General features: G+C 50.7%; 22 protein-coding genes and 1 pseudogene. 5 read left to right on the forward strand and 18 right to left on the reverse strand.

The features are described 5' to 3' along the window. Positions 1-585: 585 nt before the first annotated feature. Positions 586-789 (forward strand): hypothetical protein, encoded by a 204-nt coding sequence (locus ACN4EK_RS24340; RefSeq protein WP_431660871.1) that lies wholly within the window; start codon positions 586-588, stop codon positions 787-789. Positions 790-1169: 380 nt separating this feature from the next. Here the strand turns inward: ACN4EK_RS24340 and ACN4EK_RS24345 are convergent, their stop codons facing one another. The 5 genes from ACN4EK_RS24345 to ACN4EK_RS24365 all read right to left on the reverse strand — a co-directional run bounded on the left by ACN4EK_RS24345 (position 1170) and on the right by ACN4EK_RS24365 (position 3245). Beyond that, positions 1170-1502: a hypothetical protein gene (locus ACN4EK_RS24345; RefSeq protein WP_431660872.1), complete on the reverse strand. Its 333-nt coding sequence runs from the start codon at positions 1500-1502 to the stop codon at positions 1170-1172. Between the two features lie 20 nt (positions 1503-1522). Further along, positions 1523-2113, reverse strand: a complete 591-nt coding sequence (locus ACN4EK_RS24350; RefSeq protein WP_431660873.1) for a ParA family protein — start codon at positions 2111-2113, stop codon at positions 1523-1525. A 185-nt stretch (positions 2114-2298) separates the two neighbouring features. Then, on the reverse strand, positions 2299-2634 hold the full coding sequence (locus ACN4EK_RS24355; RefSeq protein WP_431660874.1) for a type II toxin-antitoxin system RelE/ParE family toxin: 336 nt from the start codon (positions 2632-2634) through the stop codon (positions 2299-2301). 12 nt (positions 2635-2646) lie between these two features. Beyond that, on the reverse strand, positions 2647-2898 hold the full coding sequence (locus ACN4EK_RS24360) for a type II toxin-antitoxin system ParD family antitoxin (RefSeq protein WP_431660875.1): 252 nt from the start codon (positions 2896-2898) through the stop codon (positions 2647-2649). A gap of 167 nt (positions 2899-3065) precedes the next feature. Then, positions 3066-3245, reverse strand: coding sequence for a hypothetical protein (locus ACN4EK_RS24365; RefSeq protein ID WP_431660876.1), 180 nt, complete (start codon positions 3243-3245; stop codon positions 3066-3068). Between the two features lie 147 nt (positions 3246-3392). Between ACN4EK_RS24365 and ACN4EK_RS24370 the strand changes: the two genes are divergently transcribed. From ACN4EK_RS24370 to ACN4EK_RS24380, 3 genes are all read left to right on the forward strand, one after another. Then, positions 3393-4004 carry a hypothetical protein gene (locus tag ACN4EK_RS24370; protein WP_431660877.1) on the forward strand — a complete coding sequence of 204 codons (612 nt, stop codon included), beginning with the start codon at positions 3393-3395 and terminating at the stop codon, positions 4002-4004. Positions 4005-4088: 84 nt separating this feature from the next. Then, positions 4089-4649: a hypothetical protein gene (locus ACN4EK_RS24375; protein ID WP_431660878.1), complete on the forward strand. Its 561-nt coding sequence runs from the start codon at positions 4089-4091 to the stop codon at positions 4647-4649. Continuing rightward, positions 4649-5107, forward strand: coding sequence for a hypothetical protein (locus ACN4EK_RS24380; protein WP_431660879.1), 459 nt, complete (start codon positions 4649-4651; stop codon positions 5105-5107). The genes ACN4EK_RS24375 and ACN4EK_RS24380 overlap by 1 nt, the downstream gene beginning before the upstream one ends. On the opposite strand, the gene ACN4EK_RS24385 is transcribed toward ACN4EK_RS24380, so the two are convergent. The 11 genes from ACN4EK_RS24385 to ACN4EK_RS24435 all read right to left on the reverse strand — a co-directional run bounded on the left by ACN4EK_RS24385 (position 5080) and on the right by ACN4EK_RS24435 (position 14214). Beyond that, on the reverse strand, positions 5080-5205 hold the full coding sequence (locus tag ACN4EK_RS24385) for a hypothetical protein (RefSeq protein ID WP_431660880.1): 126 nt from the start codon (positions 5203-5205) through the stop codon (positions 5080-5082). The genes ACN4EK_RS24380 and ACN4EK_RS24385 overlap by 28 nt on opposite strands. 15 nt (positions 5206-5220) lie before the next feature. After that, on the reverse strand, positions 5221-5667 hold the full coding sequence (locus tag ACN4EK_RS24390; protein ID WP_431660881.1) for a hypothetical protein: 447 nt from the start codon (positions 5665-5667) through the stop codon (positions 5221-5223). A gap of 75 nt (positions 5668-5742) precedes the next feature. Then, positions 5743-6432: a TIGR00266 family protein gene (locus ACN4EK_RS24395; RefSeq protein WP_431660882.1), complete on the reverse strand. Its 690-nt coding sequence runs from the start codon at positions 6430-6432 to the stop codon at positions 5743-5745. Between the two features lie 111 nt (positions 6433-6543). Continuing rightward, positions 6544-7716: a PrsW family glutamic-type intramembrane protease gene (locus ACN4EK_RS24400; RefSeq protein WP_431660884.1), complete on the reverse strand. Its 1173-nt coding sequence runs from the start codon at positions 7714-7716 to the stop codon at positions 6544-6546. 139 nt (positions 7717-7855) lie between these two features. Then, positions 7856-9982, reverse strand: a complete 2127-nt coding sequence (locus tag ACN4EK_RS24405; RefSeq protein ID WP_431660885.1) for an alpha/beta fold hydrolase — start codon at positions 9980-9982, stop codon at positions 7856-7858. Positions 9983-9999: 17 nt separating this feature from the next. Then, the gene (locus ACN4EK_RS24410; RefSeq protein ID WP_431660886.1) at positions 10000-10632 is read right to left on the reverse strand and encodes an SH3 domain-containing protein; all 633 of its coding nucleotides are present in this window, start codon (positions 10630-10632) and stop codon (positions 10000-10002) included. A 7-nt stretch (positions 10633-10639) separates the two neighbouring features. Then, the gene (locus tag ACN4EK_RS24415; protein ID WP_431660887.1) at positions 10640-11056 is read right to left on the reverse strand and encodes a hypothetical protein; all 417 of its coding nucleotides are present in this window, start codon (positions 11054-11056) and stop codon (positions 10640-10642) included. Positions 11057-11165: 109 nt separating this feature from the next. Beyond that, positions 11166-11774 (reverse strand): hypothetical protein, encoded by a 609-nt coding sequence (locus tag ACN4EK_RS24420; RefSeq protein ID WP_431660888.1) that lies wholly within the window; start codon positions 11772-11774, stop codon positions 11166-11168. Positions 11775-12286: 512 nt separating this feature from the next. Further along, on the reverse strand, positions 12287-12565 hold the full coding sequence (locus tag ACN4EK_RS24425) for a hypothetical protein (RefSeq protein WP_431660889.1): 279 nt from the start codon (positions 12563-12565) through the stop codon (positions 12287-12289). Between the two features lie 57 nt (positions 12566-12622). Beyond that, positions 12623-13288, reverse strand: a complete 666-nt coding sequence (locus ACN4EK_RS24430; protein ID WP_431660890.1) for an AAA family ATPase — start codon at positions 13286-13288, stop codon at positions 12623-12625. A 374-nt stretch (positions 13289-13662) separates the two neighbouring features. Next, positions 13663-14214: a hypothetical protein gene (locus ACN4EK_RS24435; protein WP_431660891.1), complete on the reverse strand. Its 552-nt coding sequence runs from the start codon at positions 14212-14214 to the stop codon at positions 13663-13665. A 211-nt stretch (positions 14215-14425) separates the two neighbouring features. On the opposite strand from ACN4EK_RS24435, the gene ACN4EK_RS24440 reads away from it, so the two are divergent. Further along, positions 14426-14644 carry a hypothetical protein gene (locus tag ACN4EK_RS24440; protein ID WP_431660893.1) on the forward strand — a complete coding sequence of 73 codons (219 nt, stop codon included), beginning with the start codon at positions 14426-14428 and terminating at the stop codon, positions 14642-14644. 261 nt (positions 14645-14905) lie between these two features. Here the strand turns inward: ACN4EK_RS24440 and ACN4EK_RS24445 are convergent. Together ACN4EK_RS24445 and istB are read right to left on the reverse strand one after the other, a co-directional pair. Continuing rightward, positions 14906-16546 (reverse strand): annotated as a pseudogene (locus tag ACN4EK_RS24445) (Tn3 family transposase); the annotation flags it as partial. Between the two features lie 173 nt (positions 16547-16719). Continuing rightward, positions 16720-17484, reverse strand: coding sequence for an IS21-like element helper ATPase IstB (gene istB / locus ACN4EK_RS24450; protein WP_431656493.1), 765 nt, complete (start codon positions 17482-17484; stop codon positions 16720-16722). Between the last annotated feature and the right edge of the window lie 4 nt (positions 17485-17488).

The raw sequence follows: 17488 nt of genomic DNA on the forward strand, positions 1-17488 counted from the left end.
CTAGACGCACGACGATCGCTAGTTTGGCTGAACCTCTCCCTTGCAACTATCCAGATTCACGCTTTATCCATTGAACGATCTCTATTAGCGGATACCTTTTCCAAGCCTTAGTGGCTGATGCTACCCCTGGTTTAACTCACTACGATAATCAACATCAAGGTAACTCATCATTGGTTATAGAACGCCCAAAATTCAACGAAATAACACAGAACAGTTAAATGTACGGGTTCCTTTAGCGGAAACGGACCTGAAACCGACTACTGCGATCGATGGATAATCGGCAGCCATTCATAGCTATAACTATTTGCCACTGCCTAATTTTTACGAGTTTCAGTCCAAGCTTAGTCCAGAGCAGTTCCCTCAAAGCCAAATACATTACTACAGAGAGATGTAATACGCTTGCACTATTGCATTGATAGCAGAAGTGCAAGATTTTGGAGGTAACTTTGGGCGATGTCATCACCGATCGCGGCCTCTGTCATCACCCCGTCATCACCTACTGTCATCGCCCGTTGTCATCACTCGATCGCGAGGGTGTCATCGCCCTTATCCTATAAATGTCATCATTTGTAATCAGCCGTTACTATGTCTGGCAAAGGTAATCCGTTACTGAGTGTGAGAATTCCGCCCGATCTGGAAGCACAGTTACAACAATATGCCTCCTCCTCCGGTGCGAGTCGATCGGAGATTACGATCGCGGCTCTGACGGCTTACTTGATGCCTGCTCATGATGAACTATTAGACTTGAAGCGACGATTGGCAGCAGTAGAGCGGCGAGTTGGGTTGTAAATCTGGGTAATTTACCGACTTCAATCAAATCAGACGATTAGCATGACAGAATCAGTGCGTATTCGGATTAATGCGTATGCAAAACTTGGAAAGACCAAATTTTCAGGTATGAGATTTTCCACTTCAAATTGATTTTGATAGAACTTGCTACGTTTAACAGCCATGTTTGAGGCAAGCGATCGTCAGCAATCACAAACCAGTACGCTTAGATTAATGCGTATGCAAAATTTCAGAATTTTAGGTTTTCGGGGATAAAATTTTCCGCTTCAAATAGCGTTGATAAACTGACTATCCATGTTGTAGCCGCTTGTAACGGACACCTGCCTTCATTTGAACTACCATGATCAAGTTTTTGCGTATGCAAAATTTCGATAGTTCAGTTATTCGGATTTTCGCTGTTTCAACCAATCGCGTAGTAGAGTTTCGGCTAATTCGCTGACGGTCATAGCCGATCGTTTGCGTAACCGCCGCTTTTCTTTCGCCAGTTCATCTTGAATATCCAGTAATAAATCCAACGGGATGTAAGCACTAATTTGTGTATAGTCAGGGTTGCTCCGTCGTCCCCGTGGTCTGCCCGGTTTCCGTTTCTCTGGCTCAGACTGGATCTCGATCGCGGCTGGTTCCACCTCAATCGGGTCTGCCTCGGTTACAGTCTCGACGGTTTCTGGTTCTAAGTCTACTTGCTTCCGTTTGTCCAATAGGGACTTGAACATAGATGGTTTCTCAGTCTTGCTCACGGTAAAATCTCCTGACCCACTGCTTCATACCCTTCCCAAGCCTGTTCCGAACGGGCATCTGGATAGTCCCGCACGATGACCCCGGCTAACGGAGCGCGTTCAAAGGCGACTAACCGTTTAATCTCACTCTTAAAAACGGGTAAGTTGGCTTCTGCTAATAACTTGCGGGCTTCTTCCCCCGATCGACTGGGCAGGGGCGGCACGATCGTCAGTAAAACTTTGAAGTTGGCTCCTAGTTTCGTCAGCACATCGACGGTTCGCAGCAAGGCATCCAAGTCCAAGGCTTTCGGCGTGGTGGGCAAAATCAGTAAATCGCAGCCATCCGCTAAGGCTTCTAGATCCTTTTGCTCCGGTCGTGCCTGAGTATCGATCACAATATGTTCAAACTGGCGGATATATTTGGGAGCCTGGGTTTCGCTAACCACCTTAAATCCCAGGTTGCCGCCCTCAGCCCAGGTACTGGCAGAACGATTCTGGTCTCCATCAATTAATAAGGTGGGGGCTTTCTCTTGCAGGTAAGCCGCCAGGTGAATCGCACTCGTGGTTTTCCCTACCCCTCCCTTAAAACTAGCAACGGTGATGATCATGGTGCTTCCCATTCAATGATCACCGTTTTACCATATCAGCTTGGCAATTCAGCAAAAATCTGCAAACTTGAAATTTTGGCTAGTCGAGTTTTTGGAATTTTGCGTATGCAAAACTTGAAACCCTTGACGGTCAATTGATTTACTTTGTTTGCCGATGCCACATTTTCAGGTGCTAGAGCTTGTGACTAGTTATTGTTGTGATCTTCTCGATCGTCACTCTCGCTCAATTCTGGAAAAATAGCCGTTAGATCTTGATAGCCGCTAATGACCCGCACGACTTCAATGCCACCTTTGGCTGGACGGTAAAAAATCAAATGCTTGCCTACAGGAAAACTCCGTAATGGTGGACGGAGAGCGTTCCACTTCACACCCATCTCTGGGAACTGTGCCAGTAGTTGGCATTTATGGTTAAAGTCTTGCAAAAAGCGGTTAGCCGCCTGGGGATTATCCTCAAAGGTGGAGCGGTTTATCCGGATTAGATCTTCCCTGGCTACTCCTGAAAGTGTGTAGCGGTGACTCATGCAGCGATCGACTTAGTTCCTTTGGTTTTGGTTTAGCAGTTCCTGCACTACGGCTTCCCCGTCATACAGTTCCCCCCGATCGGCGGATTCAACCCCTAAAGTAATCTCTGTTTGCAGATCTGCCAGTCGGGCTTGATAAAGCCGATCGCGTTCCTCCAGTAACCGCAATGCCTCACGAATTACTTCACTGGCGGACAGATACCGACCGCTTTCGACCTTGTGCCGAACGAACTGCTCAAGTTCTGGAGTCAGGGAGACGTTCATAGGAGTTCTGGTTGAGCGAGAACACTTCTATTGTGCGGTGGGTAATGGGGAATGTCAAAGTTTGTTATTACCATGCTCGATCTCGACATGACTATGGTGCTCAAGTCAGTGATCGCGGTCAACTGAACCGCTTGTGAACGGTCAGCGATCGTGAATCGCAGCAGCATCTATCGGTCTGAATCTTTCTCTGCGGAGGCTTCCGGCGAACTCGTATCGTCCTCTAAGACAAATTCGCCCGCTAGCCAACCCTCGACTAGCGCACACACGACCTCACTCATATTGGAGTCATAGTCGATACACGCCTTTTTGAATCGGCGTTTCAGTTCTTCTGGAATAACTACTTTCATCGTGTCCATCCTGCAATGATGCCACGGGAATATTAACTTATTTACCTATTCCCATGTTCACTTATTCCCATAAGGGAATAGTTGCGGTATGCTGCTGGAAATTCTGGAACTTCCAGAACTCGTAGAAATTCCATAAGGAGCAAATTTATGGTGCAAAAACTCAAGCCCAGCGAGGGCTTAACGGCGATCGAGGACTTTGCCAATGCCTGGGGAGTCTCAAATAAAACGGTGCAGAACTGGGTGGAATTCACCTATCAGGCATTTGAGATTCTATTGCCCAGTGCGGGACCATTCCCAGAATGGGGCATTCAACTGCTAACGCTGTGTGCCAAGCATGTCAGTGAGAAAGCTTCGCTCTACTTCACAGAAACGGGGGAGAAACGCCGCCTGAAAGGTACGGAATATGTGCGTAAGATCCGGGCGTTGCCCCAGGACGGGCATTTTCAGGAGTTCGAGCAATTCCGTAACTTCCAGAAATTCCAGAACTTTGATCCGGGCGAAGAAGCGGAACAGTTAGAGGATGAAGCCCTGGGCGAATTGGGCAAAGTGACCCGTCGCAGTGATAGTGATTTGTCGCGGATTAAGCAAACGATCGAAACCCGAGAGGATGCCGACATTGAAGAACTGGCTGAGTTCATTGAAGACAGCGATCGCCGCAAGATGGCGAAGTTAGTCCGGCGGCTGCAAACCGGCAAGTTACCCAGTGCCTCTATGGGACAAGCGATCGATGTGGCTTATCGGCGCTTACCGAATGCGTAAGTTTCAGATGTCTACCAATAATCCATAGCTGGGACAGGCGACCAAACCAACGTCCCAGCTCACCCCAAGCGAGGTATTTTGATCATGACATCTTTGCATCGTGCGATCGTACCGATCGCGACAGTCACATTATTAACAACAACCTTACCGCCGCCTCTGGTCTATGCTAATCCTGCTGCGGTTGCCGCTCCTGCGGCCTGTGCCATTCCTGGTGTCGGCTGGGTTGGCTGTGCCGTGTTGGGAACGGTACTTGTTGCCGGAACTCTGTACTATGTCGTGCAACTCAATTCTGGCGATCGCCTGGAACTCCCCCCAAATCAAGTGAGGCGATCGGGAGGCGTGAGACCAGGAATTCCGAATGGTAATGGCTACCCTCAAGGGGCAACTCGAACCGCTCCGAGAGCGTATCCTGGGAATGTGCGCGGGATCGATGACCCCGACCAACCGATCACCTCAACTATGATCGATTATGTTTGGGGGAACTCTGCCCAGGAAGCCATGCGGAACTGTCAGCAGTTAGCCCGCCAGCATGGGATGAGTGTTGATCAAGTTAAGCGCAATTCCCGCCACAGCCAACGTTGGCAATGTTGGGCATGGAGTAACCATCCTGATTCCACCCTGATTCCCGATCGGAGGAACGAGTAATGCACCTGATTCAATCCATCCTGGTCTACCCTCCCGGCAGCTATCCGCCGGATGTGGACGATCGTGATCTAGACCCCTCCAGTAACTTCGAGGTCTACGATTTTCAGGTTAGCGATCGTCCGCCGATTGTGGGGGAACAACGATTGTATCCGGAAGGCAGTTGGGTGGTGGCAGCGGTGGAATCCTACTATCCCAGTACCCCCAGTGAGATTACCGCCTGTCATGTGGCTGTTTGCACGATCGAGGGTTCCCTCCCCGATCGCCAGACTTGGGCAGATGCCGATCCGTTCATCCTCTACATTCGAGTCAAAGATGGCGCGATCGTGGAAGAAGCGGCAGGATTGGCAGATTGGGGTATCGCCTCTTCGCTGCGAGGCATTCCGCAACCACACCAATTGTTTCAGCCCGTTAGCGATCGCCCGATGGCAAGCTATAACCTGATTGCGGTGTGTGCCTGATTGATTAAAACTTGAGTCGATGAGCCGCGATCGCTGGAGATGGTTCTAGCGATCGCGGTAAAACTTTTGGCAGCTTCCGTACTGGGAATTTGAATCACGCTATACAACCTGGTTCATGAACCCAAAAAAACTTCAATCCACATCAGCAGGATCAAAATAACAATTAGAAAATAGTGAAACGTGAATTTACGATCGATTTGCTTGATGGCAGACATCAGATTTGTAATATCCTGACCCTCCAGCATGACAACTTTCTTTAAAGCAATTGAAGCTCTGAGTGAGGTAAACCCAATCACAATCATGTAAGGTGAGAGAATCAAGATAGTAAATATGTATTTGAGGGAATCCCCCATATTAACTTGAACACTCTCGTTCATCAGCTTCAATGACTGAAGTAAAACTTGATGCTGATCGGGTGTTTTTTGGATTAAGTCGAAAAGTCCACCCCCTAACCCGGCAATACCCGACAACATCCAGAAGTACGCAACATTACGCATCTTCATGGCCAGTCGCCACAAGATGTCTTCCTGACGAGTTGTAAATTCGTATTCCAATTCCATTCAGGTACTGCCTCCCCGTGTGTAGAACGCTGAAACGCAATCGGTGAAACGAATAGTGAGCGGCGATCTCCCCGATTATGAGCTGCTGCTACTGCTGGGTTGAGGCAGTTGGGGGATCAGCCAGGACAGGAACTGATCCTGCGATCGCGTTTGCACCAGAATTTTGCCCGGTCCCGTCAGGTCGGCCACAAAGCCTTCCCCACTGAACATGAATGTTTTGATGCCGCCAATGGAACGCGTCTTGAACTGGATTGACTCGCTGAGAGCAACCAGATGCCCCGTATCAATGGTGTAAGACTCTCCAGCCGCCAAGGTCATTTCGTGGATGCCGCCGTAGGATGACACAATGATCTGACCGCTCCCCTGTGCCCGCAGCATGAACAGCCCACCCCCCGTGCCAAAGAACGACCGGGAACCGCCCCACTTGGAATCAATCTCGACCCCTAAATCAGATGCGACGTAAGCCCCAGATTGCACTAGCATGGGCTCAGTAATTTGCAGCACCGCCATGTCTCCTGGCAAAGAAGGGGCCACTAGCACCTCACCCCCTTGCGCTGGAGCGGTGTAAACGTTTTGGAAGAAGCTTTCTCCTCCCAGGAATGCTCGTCCTAAAGACTTGAGAAAACCACCCGTCGCTTGGGTTTGCAGACTAATCCCACTGGACATGCCCACCATTGAGGCAGCTTCGACTCGGACTTGCTCGCCCCCGGTCAGGTGCACACGACCGATGGTGTAAGCGGGTTGATACATTAATTCAACTTGCATAACGAATTACTCCTGAAAGGGGGTTTAATGTAGCATTTGCCATGCCTACTGGCCGTAGTAGCACTCATGAAACATGAGTAGCTCGCCTAAAACGACGGCGAGTAAATCTGCTCAGGCAGCGATATGGGTACGTAACCTGGTCACCTCAGACCGCAAGTAATCCGCGAGTGGCTCCTCGTAGCTCGATCGACCACGCTTTTTGAGATATTGCTTGTGGAAAGCAAGGTTGTTTTGCGCGTTGCGGATCGCGCGTCCAACCGACTTCGAGTACCCGGGAATGCGACGGATACCGAATCGCTGCTCCGACTCGATCCCTTTGAGTTCTTCGGGAGTGACCACGGTTGGCTGTTCACCGACGAGTTGCTGGCGAATTACGGACCGTTCCCAGTCACCGCTCCGGACAAGTGCGTAGAGCAGGATCGGCAGGATCACAACATTGATTGCGAGTGCTTCCAGTGCCATTATTGTAGGCATGAATTGACTGACCTGCTCCGGGTTCTTGGGGTCAAGGCCGAACATCTGCGCCATTCCCAAGGTGATGGCGACCAGCAGGATGGCACTAACACCAATGTCTTGCAGGGTATGGGTCAGAGCCGCCATCAGATAGGCTCCAACCGGTACGGCAAGTCGAAATCGGGAGGGTTTAGTCTTCTGCACAGCATAGCCGATTCCCGCTCCGACGAGAGCGCTCCAAATGACGTGATTTTCAATGCCCCACCAGCCAAGGCGGGAGAGTTGCATGGTTGTGCCTTCAAGCAGGCCCAGCTTCGGGTACGAGCTGCGCAAGATGTAGACGGCTGTCTCCATAATGTTGAAGCCAAAGCCACCAATTGCTCCGTAGATCATGCCATCGCGTACACCCGACACCACCCGAGGCGCGAAGAACACGAACAGCAAGAGGGGAGAGACTTTCCAGAATTCCTCGTTCAGGCCGACAGTCAAGGTCGGGACAGGACTGAGCCCGTTGAAAAAGGCGGCAGCCGCAGTCGCGATCGTAGTCGAAACGAGCATGACTCCAGAACTAATTGCCCAGGGTTCTGGTTCGCGGCGGTCGAGATACGTTAGAAGCAAGAGACCCAGAGTTGATCCGAGCAGCGCAAAGAAGAGTCCGAATAGCAGTATCAAGCCGCTTTTGAGCGGTGTGAGCCAGCCGATCCAGGTGTGAGCAGCTAAGCTCAAAACGCTCAGTGTGATCAGAGCAAACACGATCCGACCACGCTTCGTGTGCAGTGGGGAGTCGAACAGGAACCGAGTAAATGGCGATGAATAATCAGAAGGTTGCATAGACATTGGTTACTATAGGTTCAAACTCACAGCACTTGAAGCATTAACAATTTCTAACGGTGTTGTGCGGCGGCAGATAGCCCCTTCTCTTAATTCGGGTTTAATCACTAAAGAGTTCATATCCTCTACCCATTGCACTTTACAAAAACACCGTCAATTGTCCTGCCGCTGCCAGGAACAGGGTGTAGACGATCGCCACTCCTGCGGTAAAGGAGTAGTAGAAGCGACGAGCTTTACCCCAATAGGTTTGCTTCCAGGACAGGATGGCAAAAACCAGCATCCCGATCGACAGCAGGGCAATACCAATAGGAAGAAAATAGATCCAGGCATAGTGGCGATCGACCCCAACCAAAAGCTGGTCATAGCTATAGTTGCCATATCCGAAGGAGAACAGTGTTGTGCCCACTTCATACACCTGAACCAGAATCCAGCCCAGACCAAGAACTGCCAGCAGCACACCCAGCCAGGGTGCCCAGCGTGCGCCAACCGGAATCGGATCTGAGGGGGTGTTACTCCTTCTGCGACTGAGCCATGCCACCAGCATCATCCCCAGCCAGACAACGGGAAACAGAATCAACACCACCAGCAGCACCACCCGCTGAAGAATCGTCTGCCAGCTTAAATCGAACAACGATTGTCCGAGCCAGCGGGTTCCGGGCGCAATCAGGGTATTTTTTTCAGTAATAAACTGCACCTGTTGCTCGTTGACACAGGCGGTGTTTGGAGCTTGGTGAGGATTTGCCAGGAACTCCGCCATGATCGAGTGAGCGCAGGGAGTGCCGATCGCTCCATGCCCATTGGCAGGAAACTCAACAAAGAAGTGATTTTTCAAGCCCTTCGCCACCGATTGCCCAAAAACTGGTGGTGTAATCGGGTCAAAGTGACCATTCAGCAGTAATGCCGGAGTATCACTAATCACGGGTTTGCGGGCGGATGGGTCAAGGGCAGGGACATGCCACACTTTACATTTATCAACTTCTGATTTCAGCTGCTTGCTGCCCCAATCCTGAGCGAAGGCAGGCAACCCTTTGACCTCCAAAGCCCCGGCATAGGGAACATCTTCAGCACATTTCACAGAATAGTAAGTTCCCTGGGTGATCCCCCCGCCTTCCAGCATCGACACGTAGAGAAACGGTGCCACCAGGGTAAAGTTACCCCCATGTGCCTGGTCAATCAGGGCAGGCAGTACAAAGGGCGCACCGCTACTGTAGGCCATTTGAAACAGGATAGAAGCAAAGTCATCGGCTGTGATCGTTTGAGTCTTGGTTTGCCCCTTGGCGCTGAATATTTTGACTGACCCGGGCGTTTGCTTCAGGCGATCGTGGGTGGCGATAAAGGTGCCTTTAACATCGGGATAGAGGGCGTTACAGTCAGGATCGGCAGCACAGGCGGCATCCACTTGGGTAAGCAGCCGATCCAGAATCACACCATATTGAGATTCAAGACTGGGTTCGACGGGCACAATCCCATCCAGAATCACGCTGCGGACGATGTCAGGATGTTGCCGCATTACATTCTGCACCAGTTCCGTTCCGTAGGACACGCCATAGAGGTTGACCTGCTTGTATCCCAATGCCTTCGCCAGAGCTGCCACATCATGGGCACTTTCCACACTGTTAAAGGCAGCCAGATTCACCCCTTCCCGCGTCAGGCGATCGCGGCAGGCTTTTAGACCCGCCAGTTCCTTGGCATTGCCCTCTGGTGTTTCTTCGGAGTCCGATTCCTTGTACTCCGGGCAGTTTAATTGCGGTTTGGAGTAGTGATTTCCCCGCTTCTCAAAGGCAATCAAATCCCGCTGTGCCCGCAGTTTTTGTACTGACCGATCATCAGGGGATGACAACAACCGGGGGAAGATGTCCAGACTGGAGCCACCCGGTCCGCCCTGGAACAGAATCAGCGGTTCACTCGGCTGGGGGTTGGTACTTTTGACGATCGCAATGGCCACCTGAATCTGCTTGCCCTGCGGCTGACTGTGGACTTCCGGTACGGTCAGGTATCCACACTCGTAGTCCTTGCCTTCTTGAGTTCCCGCAGCAAACAGGCTATCACCCAGAATCAGGGTCAGCGGGTCATCCTGCTTGTTCTCACCGGGAACTTTGCTTACCTGATCGCAGGGCATCACGTTGTAAGTGCCACTGGTTGCAACGGTAGCGGGTTTCGCCAGATTAGCAGCAGGTTTGGTTTGGCTCCACAGCGGCAGGACAGGCAGCACCGTCAGAGCGATCGCCATCAAAAGGGTAATCAAAAAGCGGTAGATGGATTTCATAGTTTGCAGCCCAATTTCTACTCACCACCATCGGCAAAGATGATGAAATCACTGCGAATCCAACCTGTTGCTCCAGACTGGACAAATTGCACTCGGCACCAATTCAAACCACTGCCCGGATTATCTTGATCCTGGACGCACTGCATCACCCTGACTCGATCGCCCGGTAGCCCGTAATGCGGTGAACTGGAGGAAACTGTAGGTTGCGATCGCACATTAATCCGCGTATTGGGATTACTGGCTCGCAACGTGGAAACGCCTCGTGCTGACGCAGGTGGGTTAGGACGATTGCTGGGGGGGCTGGAGGCTTCGGTAAAGAAGTAGTTGTACAGTTCCTCACCATTGCGGTTGTCGATCACCGTAACTTGTCTATTGCTGCGATCGTAGATAACTCGATACCCATTTTGAATTGCACTGTAAATGCTACCGTTGGTGCGTCGCAGAATCGTTGCAAAGTAGAACGAGCCATCTCGAATGTCCACCGCGATCGCGGTGGCGTTTTGCGGGGTCATGTAGGTCGTTTGCGGTCTGCGACCATAGTCTTGTGCTAATTGAAGGGGACGAGTAATCGGGGTGTTTGCCTGTACGGGTAAATTGAGCACAGACAAGCCTAGCAGCAGTGCTGTAACCAACGTGAGTTGAAGTTTCATCGGATGCCTATGCTTTGCCAAATGCTCGTTTCACGTTGTACTGATTCAGGTAGTAGAGGATCAGACCCGAAATGACGATACCGATAATAGCCCCAGCCACATTCGATCCCTGGAAAACGGAAACCAGGTTGTTCAGGATGTTCAAAACGGAGAAGATGATCGCCAGAGTCCAACCCCAGCCCTTCAGCGTAAACAGGCCAAACCCTGCAATCAAGCCAATAATGCCACTAATCAACGCAGCAATGCTAGCACCGACTAGGATGGGACCCATTGTGGCAGCTTCTCCCGCTTGCCCAGCTCCTCCCGCTGCAACCAGCAGTCCTCCAAAGAAGAGTCCAGATACACCAACTAGCAGACTTAAAATGCCGCCCAGAAATTGCAATACAGCAAGAACGGTGACACCAGTAGGTCGTTGATTAGTCATGATTTTGCACCTTACTTAAATGGAAGAGTTTGTTCCAGAGCTGACTGATGCATGTTGCCGGAAGTAAGTTTGCAGTTGCTCTCTACCCGTCTACTTCCGCCCTACGACATCAGTTTTGACAATCAAATGGACCACCAGCGTAAACGATCGACTGATACCGTCCTTGCTCAGTGCGAATGGTGACACAGTAGTTGGTTCGTCCTTCCAGCCAATAGCTGTAAACGGAATTTCCCTCACCAGAACTCTTCACAAATTGGTAGCCCCGTTGGGTCACCGCATTTTCTGCCTGCCCTGCCCTGGCTCCGACTAGATCTCGTAAGCGAGAGACAGGCGTACCCGCACTAGGCTGAGCGCTACCACTGTGATCTGGGCTACCTGAATTACCCGCAGCAGCATCAAATGTGACGTAGACGGACTCATGAGCAAGACGATAAATTTGCCGATCGCCGTCCATTTCTCGATAAGCAGAACGACCATTTTGGTCACGATACTGATTCGGTCGTCCAGTTGGCTTCAGGTCATAACGCCTGCCATTTTGCAGTTGAATTCCCACCACCCCTTGCCGTTGGGAGAAGCTACAAGCACCATACCAGGAAGCCCGATCCTCTCCTTTGGGATACACACTACAACGAGCATCAACAGTATCCGCATGAGCGCGAGAGGGGATACTTAGAGAGGTAACGATTAGAGCTGTAGCCAGGAAAGCGTTAACTCGCATAGAGTTAGCCCAGGAATTACTCAAATTACCTCCCAAGACAGATATTAATTAGTTGTTCATAGTATCTCTCCTAATCAAATCTTCCCTGCTCTATTTACTCTTTTTAAAGAATTAAGCAGTCGCTAAACCAGAGTTGAATTGGTTTAGGCATCTAAATCACACTAAGTTATAGGTTCAATCAATTCCCTAACGATCGCCGCCACAAATCACTTCACTGGATTCAACGCCGAGCGATCGAGCGCTGGGGAGAGAAAGGTTGGCTGGAAAAACTAGCTCAGGAATATGTCAAAATTGCCCAATCTCATAGGGATACTGAGGCGACCTACGAAAATCGCCACCGCCAGATCCGCCGGATTTTTGAGGTAGAGGGCTGCAACTTACAGACGGCACTCTGGCTAGTCGCTGCCGTAGACTGTCGGCTGCAATTGGTGTGTACCAAAGTCGAGATTGAAGACCTATAGACCTCTAAGTGATGTCATTTGGATATGAATTAGATTTCTTTGGGATGTCAGTTAGATATCTGATTGATCGTTGTCTTGCTCCCGATCGAGCTTTTCATAGATCGCTTCAAGAATCCACTGATGCCGACTAGGGGCAGGGCGGCGACTGGCAACAGCGGCATCGACTTGTTCTAATAAGCTCACAGGTAAACGGAGTTTTAGCCCCTTCTCCTCTTCCTTTGCGGATGCTGGAGCTTTAGCGGGTGGGGGAGTTGGGACAGGGACCTGAGAGACTGAGCCACCACTTTCGATAAACTCCTCAACGCTTTTAGGCTTCCGGACAACTGGCATCGTAATTACCTCTTGATAGCCTCACAACAATATTAGAAAAATCTCAAACTAATATCACTATGATGTCATATCGACCTTAAAAAGATATTTATATAACCTCATAATCTCTGCGATCGCTTTATCATCTCGATCGCGGGATTTTAGCTCAGTGACGGCTAACCCTTGAGCGGCAGCCGTCCGAAAGGCTTTGCGATTGCCTAAGGGGGCATCGATGTAGGTCAGGTTAGGAGTCTCCAGGGCGATCGCGGCAGCTTCGGCATTATCGCTGCCTCGGGGATCGGCGCGATTGATGCAGCAGTAAGCCAGGAAATGATCATTAAAGGCTCTGGTTTCTTCGACTAATTGTGCCACCGTTTCCAGTGTCCAAACATCGAAACTGCCAGGGAGAAATGGTACGACATAGACATCCGCGATCGATAACGCTGCTCGTTGTCCAGCCGTGTCTCGTCCGCCCACATCAATCACGACATCCTCATATTTATCCTTCATCCGTAGCAGTTCGGCACGGACAGCGGCTCCATGTAACTTGATGGCTGTGTAACCTGTCCCTCCCTGGTCAGCTAAGGTCTGGTGGCGCACAGCGGTAAAGTCAGAGGCGGTGGCTTGATCATCGGCATCAACTAACAACACATCTCGCCCCTGCTGCGATCGCAGAATTGCCATGTTGGTGGCGAGGGTTGTTTTGCCGACTCCACCCTTAATCCCTCCACATACGAGTAGCATAATGGTATCGGCTGGATGTCTTCCAGATATTTGAATGAAGTAACTATAACATCACTCTTACCCTAAAGTGATGTCATAGTGATGTTTGTTGGTAGGTGCGATCGGGGTTAGACAGGGCGAAAGATCAAAATCAGCCACCACCAGGTAGCCCCAAAAATGCCGACGGACAATTCCTTAGGAATGAATCTCCATTCTGAAGCAGCCTGATCTCTGTCAGGTATCTTACTAACATCTAAATAACATTTTTGTAGACTCACATTTACATCGAAATGATGTCATGGGTTTGGGGATTGAGGGAAATAACGAGTGGGAAACAACAGGGGAAACACACGATCGCAGGAGTAATCAAAGCACGTTAATTTAGCGTCACCCGTTTAGTGGTGAGCATGTTGGCGCACCGCATAGCGATAGGCGTGTCCGTTCTTGTACGCCGTAAACTGATCGGGACTGGTGAATTTCACCGTGAAGTGCTCTGTCGTGGCATGACGATCGTGCATGGTAATGGAGACATGGATGGAGTTTTTGGACTTAGCTTTCCAAGTCCCATGCCACAGATGACCTGCCCGCACCGTTCCGTCTGCCGAAAATACCCAGGGAACGGAATGGTAATCACCATTGCGCCCATTGTGGGCATATTCAACCAACCATTGGGTGTTGTTGACGTAGATCCCTTGACGGCTATGGGCGATCGTCATTGGTGCTGGGGCGTCGGGTGTTTGTAGCGAGTCCTGGGCGATCGTCATTGGTGCTGGGGTGTCGGGTGCCTGTAACGAGTCCTGAGCGATCGTTATGGGTGCTGGGGTTTCGGGTGTTTGTAGCGAGTCCTGGGCAATGGCAGCGATCGGGAGTCCCAGGCTGGTCAGGCTCAAGGCGCAAACAGCCATCAGGGTATTGAGTTTGGGTATGGGGGCAAAGAACCGTTTCATTGTGAAAATCCTCTAATTTCGCGTTGTGGGGGAGCAGCGCTGTTGTGCTCTTAACCCTGTATGCGGGAGGATGCTTAACGGTATGCAGCAACGCTTGCAAGATTCACTTATACGGGTGAATTCTGATCGCTGTCCCCTGCCTAGAAGATTGCCTACAACGGGTTTAACGCCCAACTGCTCTGTGTTACATGTCATTTATTGGAAGAGTTCCATGCAAGCGAAAACGGAACATTTATCCCCAGCGGCAGCTCATGCCTTGCTCGATACGCTGCCAGAGAAGATCCGGCGGGCGTTGATTACCTATGCCGAAGAGATTGATTATCCAGTTGAAGCGGTGGTTGAAATCGCGATCGCCAGTTTCCTTGACCCAGACTCACTCAGCTTTGTAGATTGCCAGCCAATGACGGCTATGCAGCGTAAAGCGGGTTAATGGGCAGTGAGCGATTGATCTGGATGCAACTAACGTTAGGGCATACCGCCCATCCGATCTGCGATCGCACACAGTACTGATGCTAACCCTTCCCGATCCATTAAGTTCAGCCGCATCTGCATTGGACTAGACAGTGGCTTATGCCCAAAGACTGTCGATGGCTCTAGAGACATTAAGGGGTAAAGGTAGCGAAGCTGCAACGAAGTGCCACGCGACGGCTAGAAGCCTTGCTGGAAGACCATTTTAGAAAAATTTTCACTTCTAAGCCGCATCCAATTTTAGCCGCTGATTCATGTCCAACTCAAAGGTGCCATACGGATTGATGTGCTCCCAGATCAAAGGAGTCAATGCCCGCAAATCTTCTGGAGACATCCGCTTCATCCACCCTGGTTCTGCTAGTACCTGCTGAATCATCAAGGTGTTGATGTAGACCAAACAAATCTGCAACAAATGCAACGCCAGGACTGATAGCTCCTGCTCATCCAGCCGATTGGTGGCAATCTCGCTGTTCTTGCCGTAGAAGATGAACCCGTTTGCCCCATTCCACTGCTCCACCACGTTTAACCCTTCATGCACCTCGTGGCGGAGTTCTTCAGAGTGTAGATAGCGGCACAAGAAAATCGTCCGAATCGCTTTCCCCAGTTCTATTAGGGCCAGATGGGTCGGATGGAGGGGAGAAGTTGCTCGGTTAAATCGACGCAGGATCGCTTCTGCTTCTGCGGTTCCCAACCGGAGGGCAGTGGCATACTTGACCATCTGGTCATACTGCTGTCGAATGCGGTCCCAATCAATTGCCTTGTTTGCCAACACGGCTTGCAAATTGGGATAGTTCTGCCGCTGCCCAGATTGTGGTAGGGATAGTCGTTGTGCTCCAATGCGACGAATCCGGGGCATTAGTTCGAACCCCAGCAGACGACAAAAGGCAAACGCAACTTCACTCTGTCCGTGGGTGTCCACAAAGTTCTTCTGCACAGGCATGTCCGTGCAATGTCGCAGTAGCCCTTCAATCATGGCAGCCGCTTCTGAGGACGAACAGGTCTTGAGTTGCGAATAAATGCAGGCAGACTTCTTCTCGACATGCCAGTAGATCATAACCCCACGCCCGCCGTAGCGAATATGCCACTCCGTCATGAGATTCTGGTCCCAGGAGCCAAACTTTTTAGCATCTGAGGCACAGGTGGTTGTCCCCTCTCCCCAGATCGCTTCTCTGCGGCTGGCAAAGATCGCATTGACAACCTGAGCAATTGCACGACGCAGATCCTCTTTATTGATGAAATGCTTTTTGATGTAACGCAGATCATCGTAGCGGTCGTGCTTCCTGCCGCCACAAATCCGTTTGAGTCCGGTATTGGTGCCCAGGGCATAAAGGCACAGCAGCAACCGTCGTTGACTTGTTTGAGGGTCGAGCATTTCTCGCGAGGCAGTCGTTTTGAATTGCTGTGTGAAGTGGACTCGCAGATCTGCTTCCTTGAGCACATCGAGCAAACTGGTCATGGTCCAACGCCCGTTGATTTCTCCTTTCAAGTAGCGGATATTATAGGGTTCTGCCTGTTTCTCTAGGGGAGTTACTGAAATCCAATTGTTTCCCTGACGTTTGATGATCCGCACCGCTGAATTTTTGGGTAGTCCTTGATCCAGCAATGTCAACGCTTGTGTCATTTCCGCTTGCAGTTGAGTGATGAAGGCTTCCGCATCCAGGGGGTGCTTGAGTGCCTGATAGTACACCTCTCGATTTTGGTCAAAGTCCTGGGGCAAATCAGATTCTGGATTACCATAGCGCTTCGCCCCAACCACCCAAATCTCCTTTGAGCGCAGTTTGTCACGTAATGCTTGCAATACGCAGATTTCGTAATTGACGCGATTGATGCGCTCTTTGCCTTCACTATCGGTTTCCACCATCAGATTGCATATTCTCATCACTTCGGCAGGGTCAACTCAGTGACTTCGGCACTGGATTCTCACCCAACTTCGGCAGGGTTAATTTCGTCTGCTTCGGCCGGTCAATTTGTTGTAGATCAGATCGCATGTGAGATCACCTTTGCTCCAAACGATAACATGATCCCTCTCTGGCTGAATTAGGCGATGGCATATTCAGCCGTATCGGGTTGAACCGAACTGGTTAACTTTCGCATCGACTCTCCTTTGAGAGACAGTCTCAGCGCATCGTGAACAATGCGGTCGAGCATAGCATCAGCCAGGGTGGGGTCTTGGATTTGTTGATGCCACTGAGAAACGGGGAGTTGGGTCGCAAACAAACAAGCCGCTTTGCGATAGCGTTCGTCCAACAGATCGAGTAGATCGCGTGCCTGTTCCTGGGAGAGAGGATCGCGCAACCAGTCATCGAGGATGAGCAGGTTGAAGGTGGCTAATTGTCGTTTCCACTTAGGCAATGATCCATCTGCTTTGGCAAGTTTTAATTCCAACAAGAGGTCTGCGGTTCTGAAGTAGCGCACACTGTGTCCCTGCTGACAGAAGGCGTCTGCCAACACCGAAGCCAGGAAGGTTTTGCCCACACCTGTGGGTCCGACAAGGATCAATTGAAGGTGTTGGTGTAACCATTGTCCCTGTGCCAACTCCAGAAACTTCACCTTGCTCAAGCCACGAGCGACGTTAAAGTCAATGTCATTCAAACTGGCAGTGGTCGTCAGTTGAGCTTGCTTGATGCGGCGTTGCAACCGTTGCTGGGCACGTCGCCAGTGCTCACGTTCCACCAACAGTGCTAGTCGTTCATCGAAACTGAGATCGTGATAAGTGCTGCTGGTCTGTTGCTCACTCCAGGCTTCGAGCATCCCGACCAGGCGCAAGGCTTTGAGTTGTTCAATCGTAGACGGATTCATCATGAGA

This window comes from Pantanalinema rosaneae CENA516 (assembly GCF_050753385.1).
GTDB lineage: Bacteria > Cyanobacteriota > Cyanobacteriia > Leptolyngbyales > Leptolyngbyaceae > Pantanalinema > Pantanalinema rosaneae.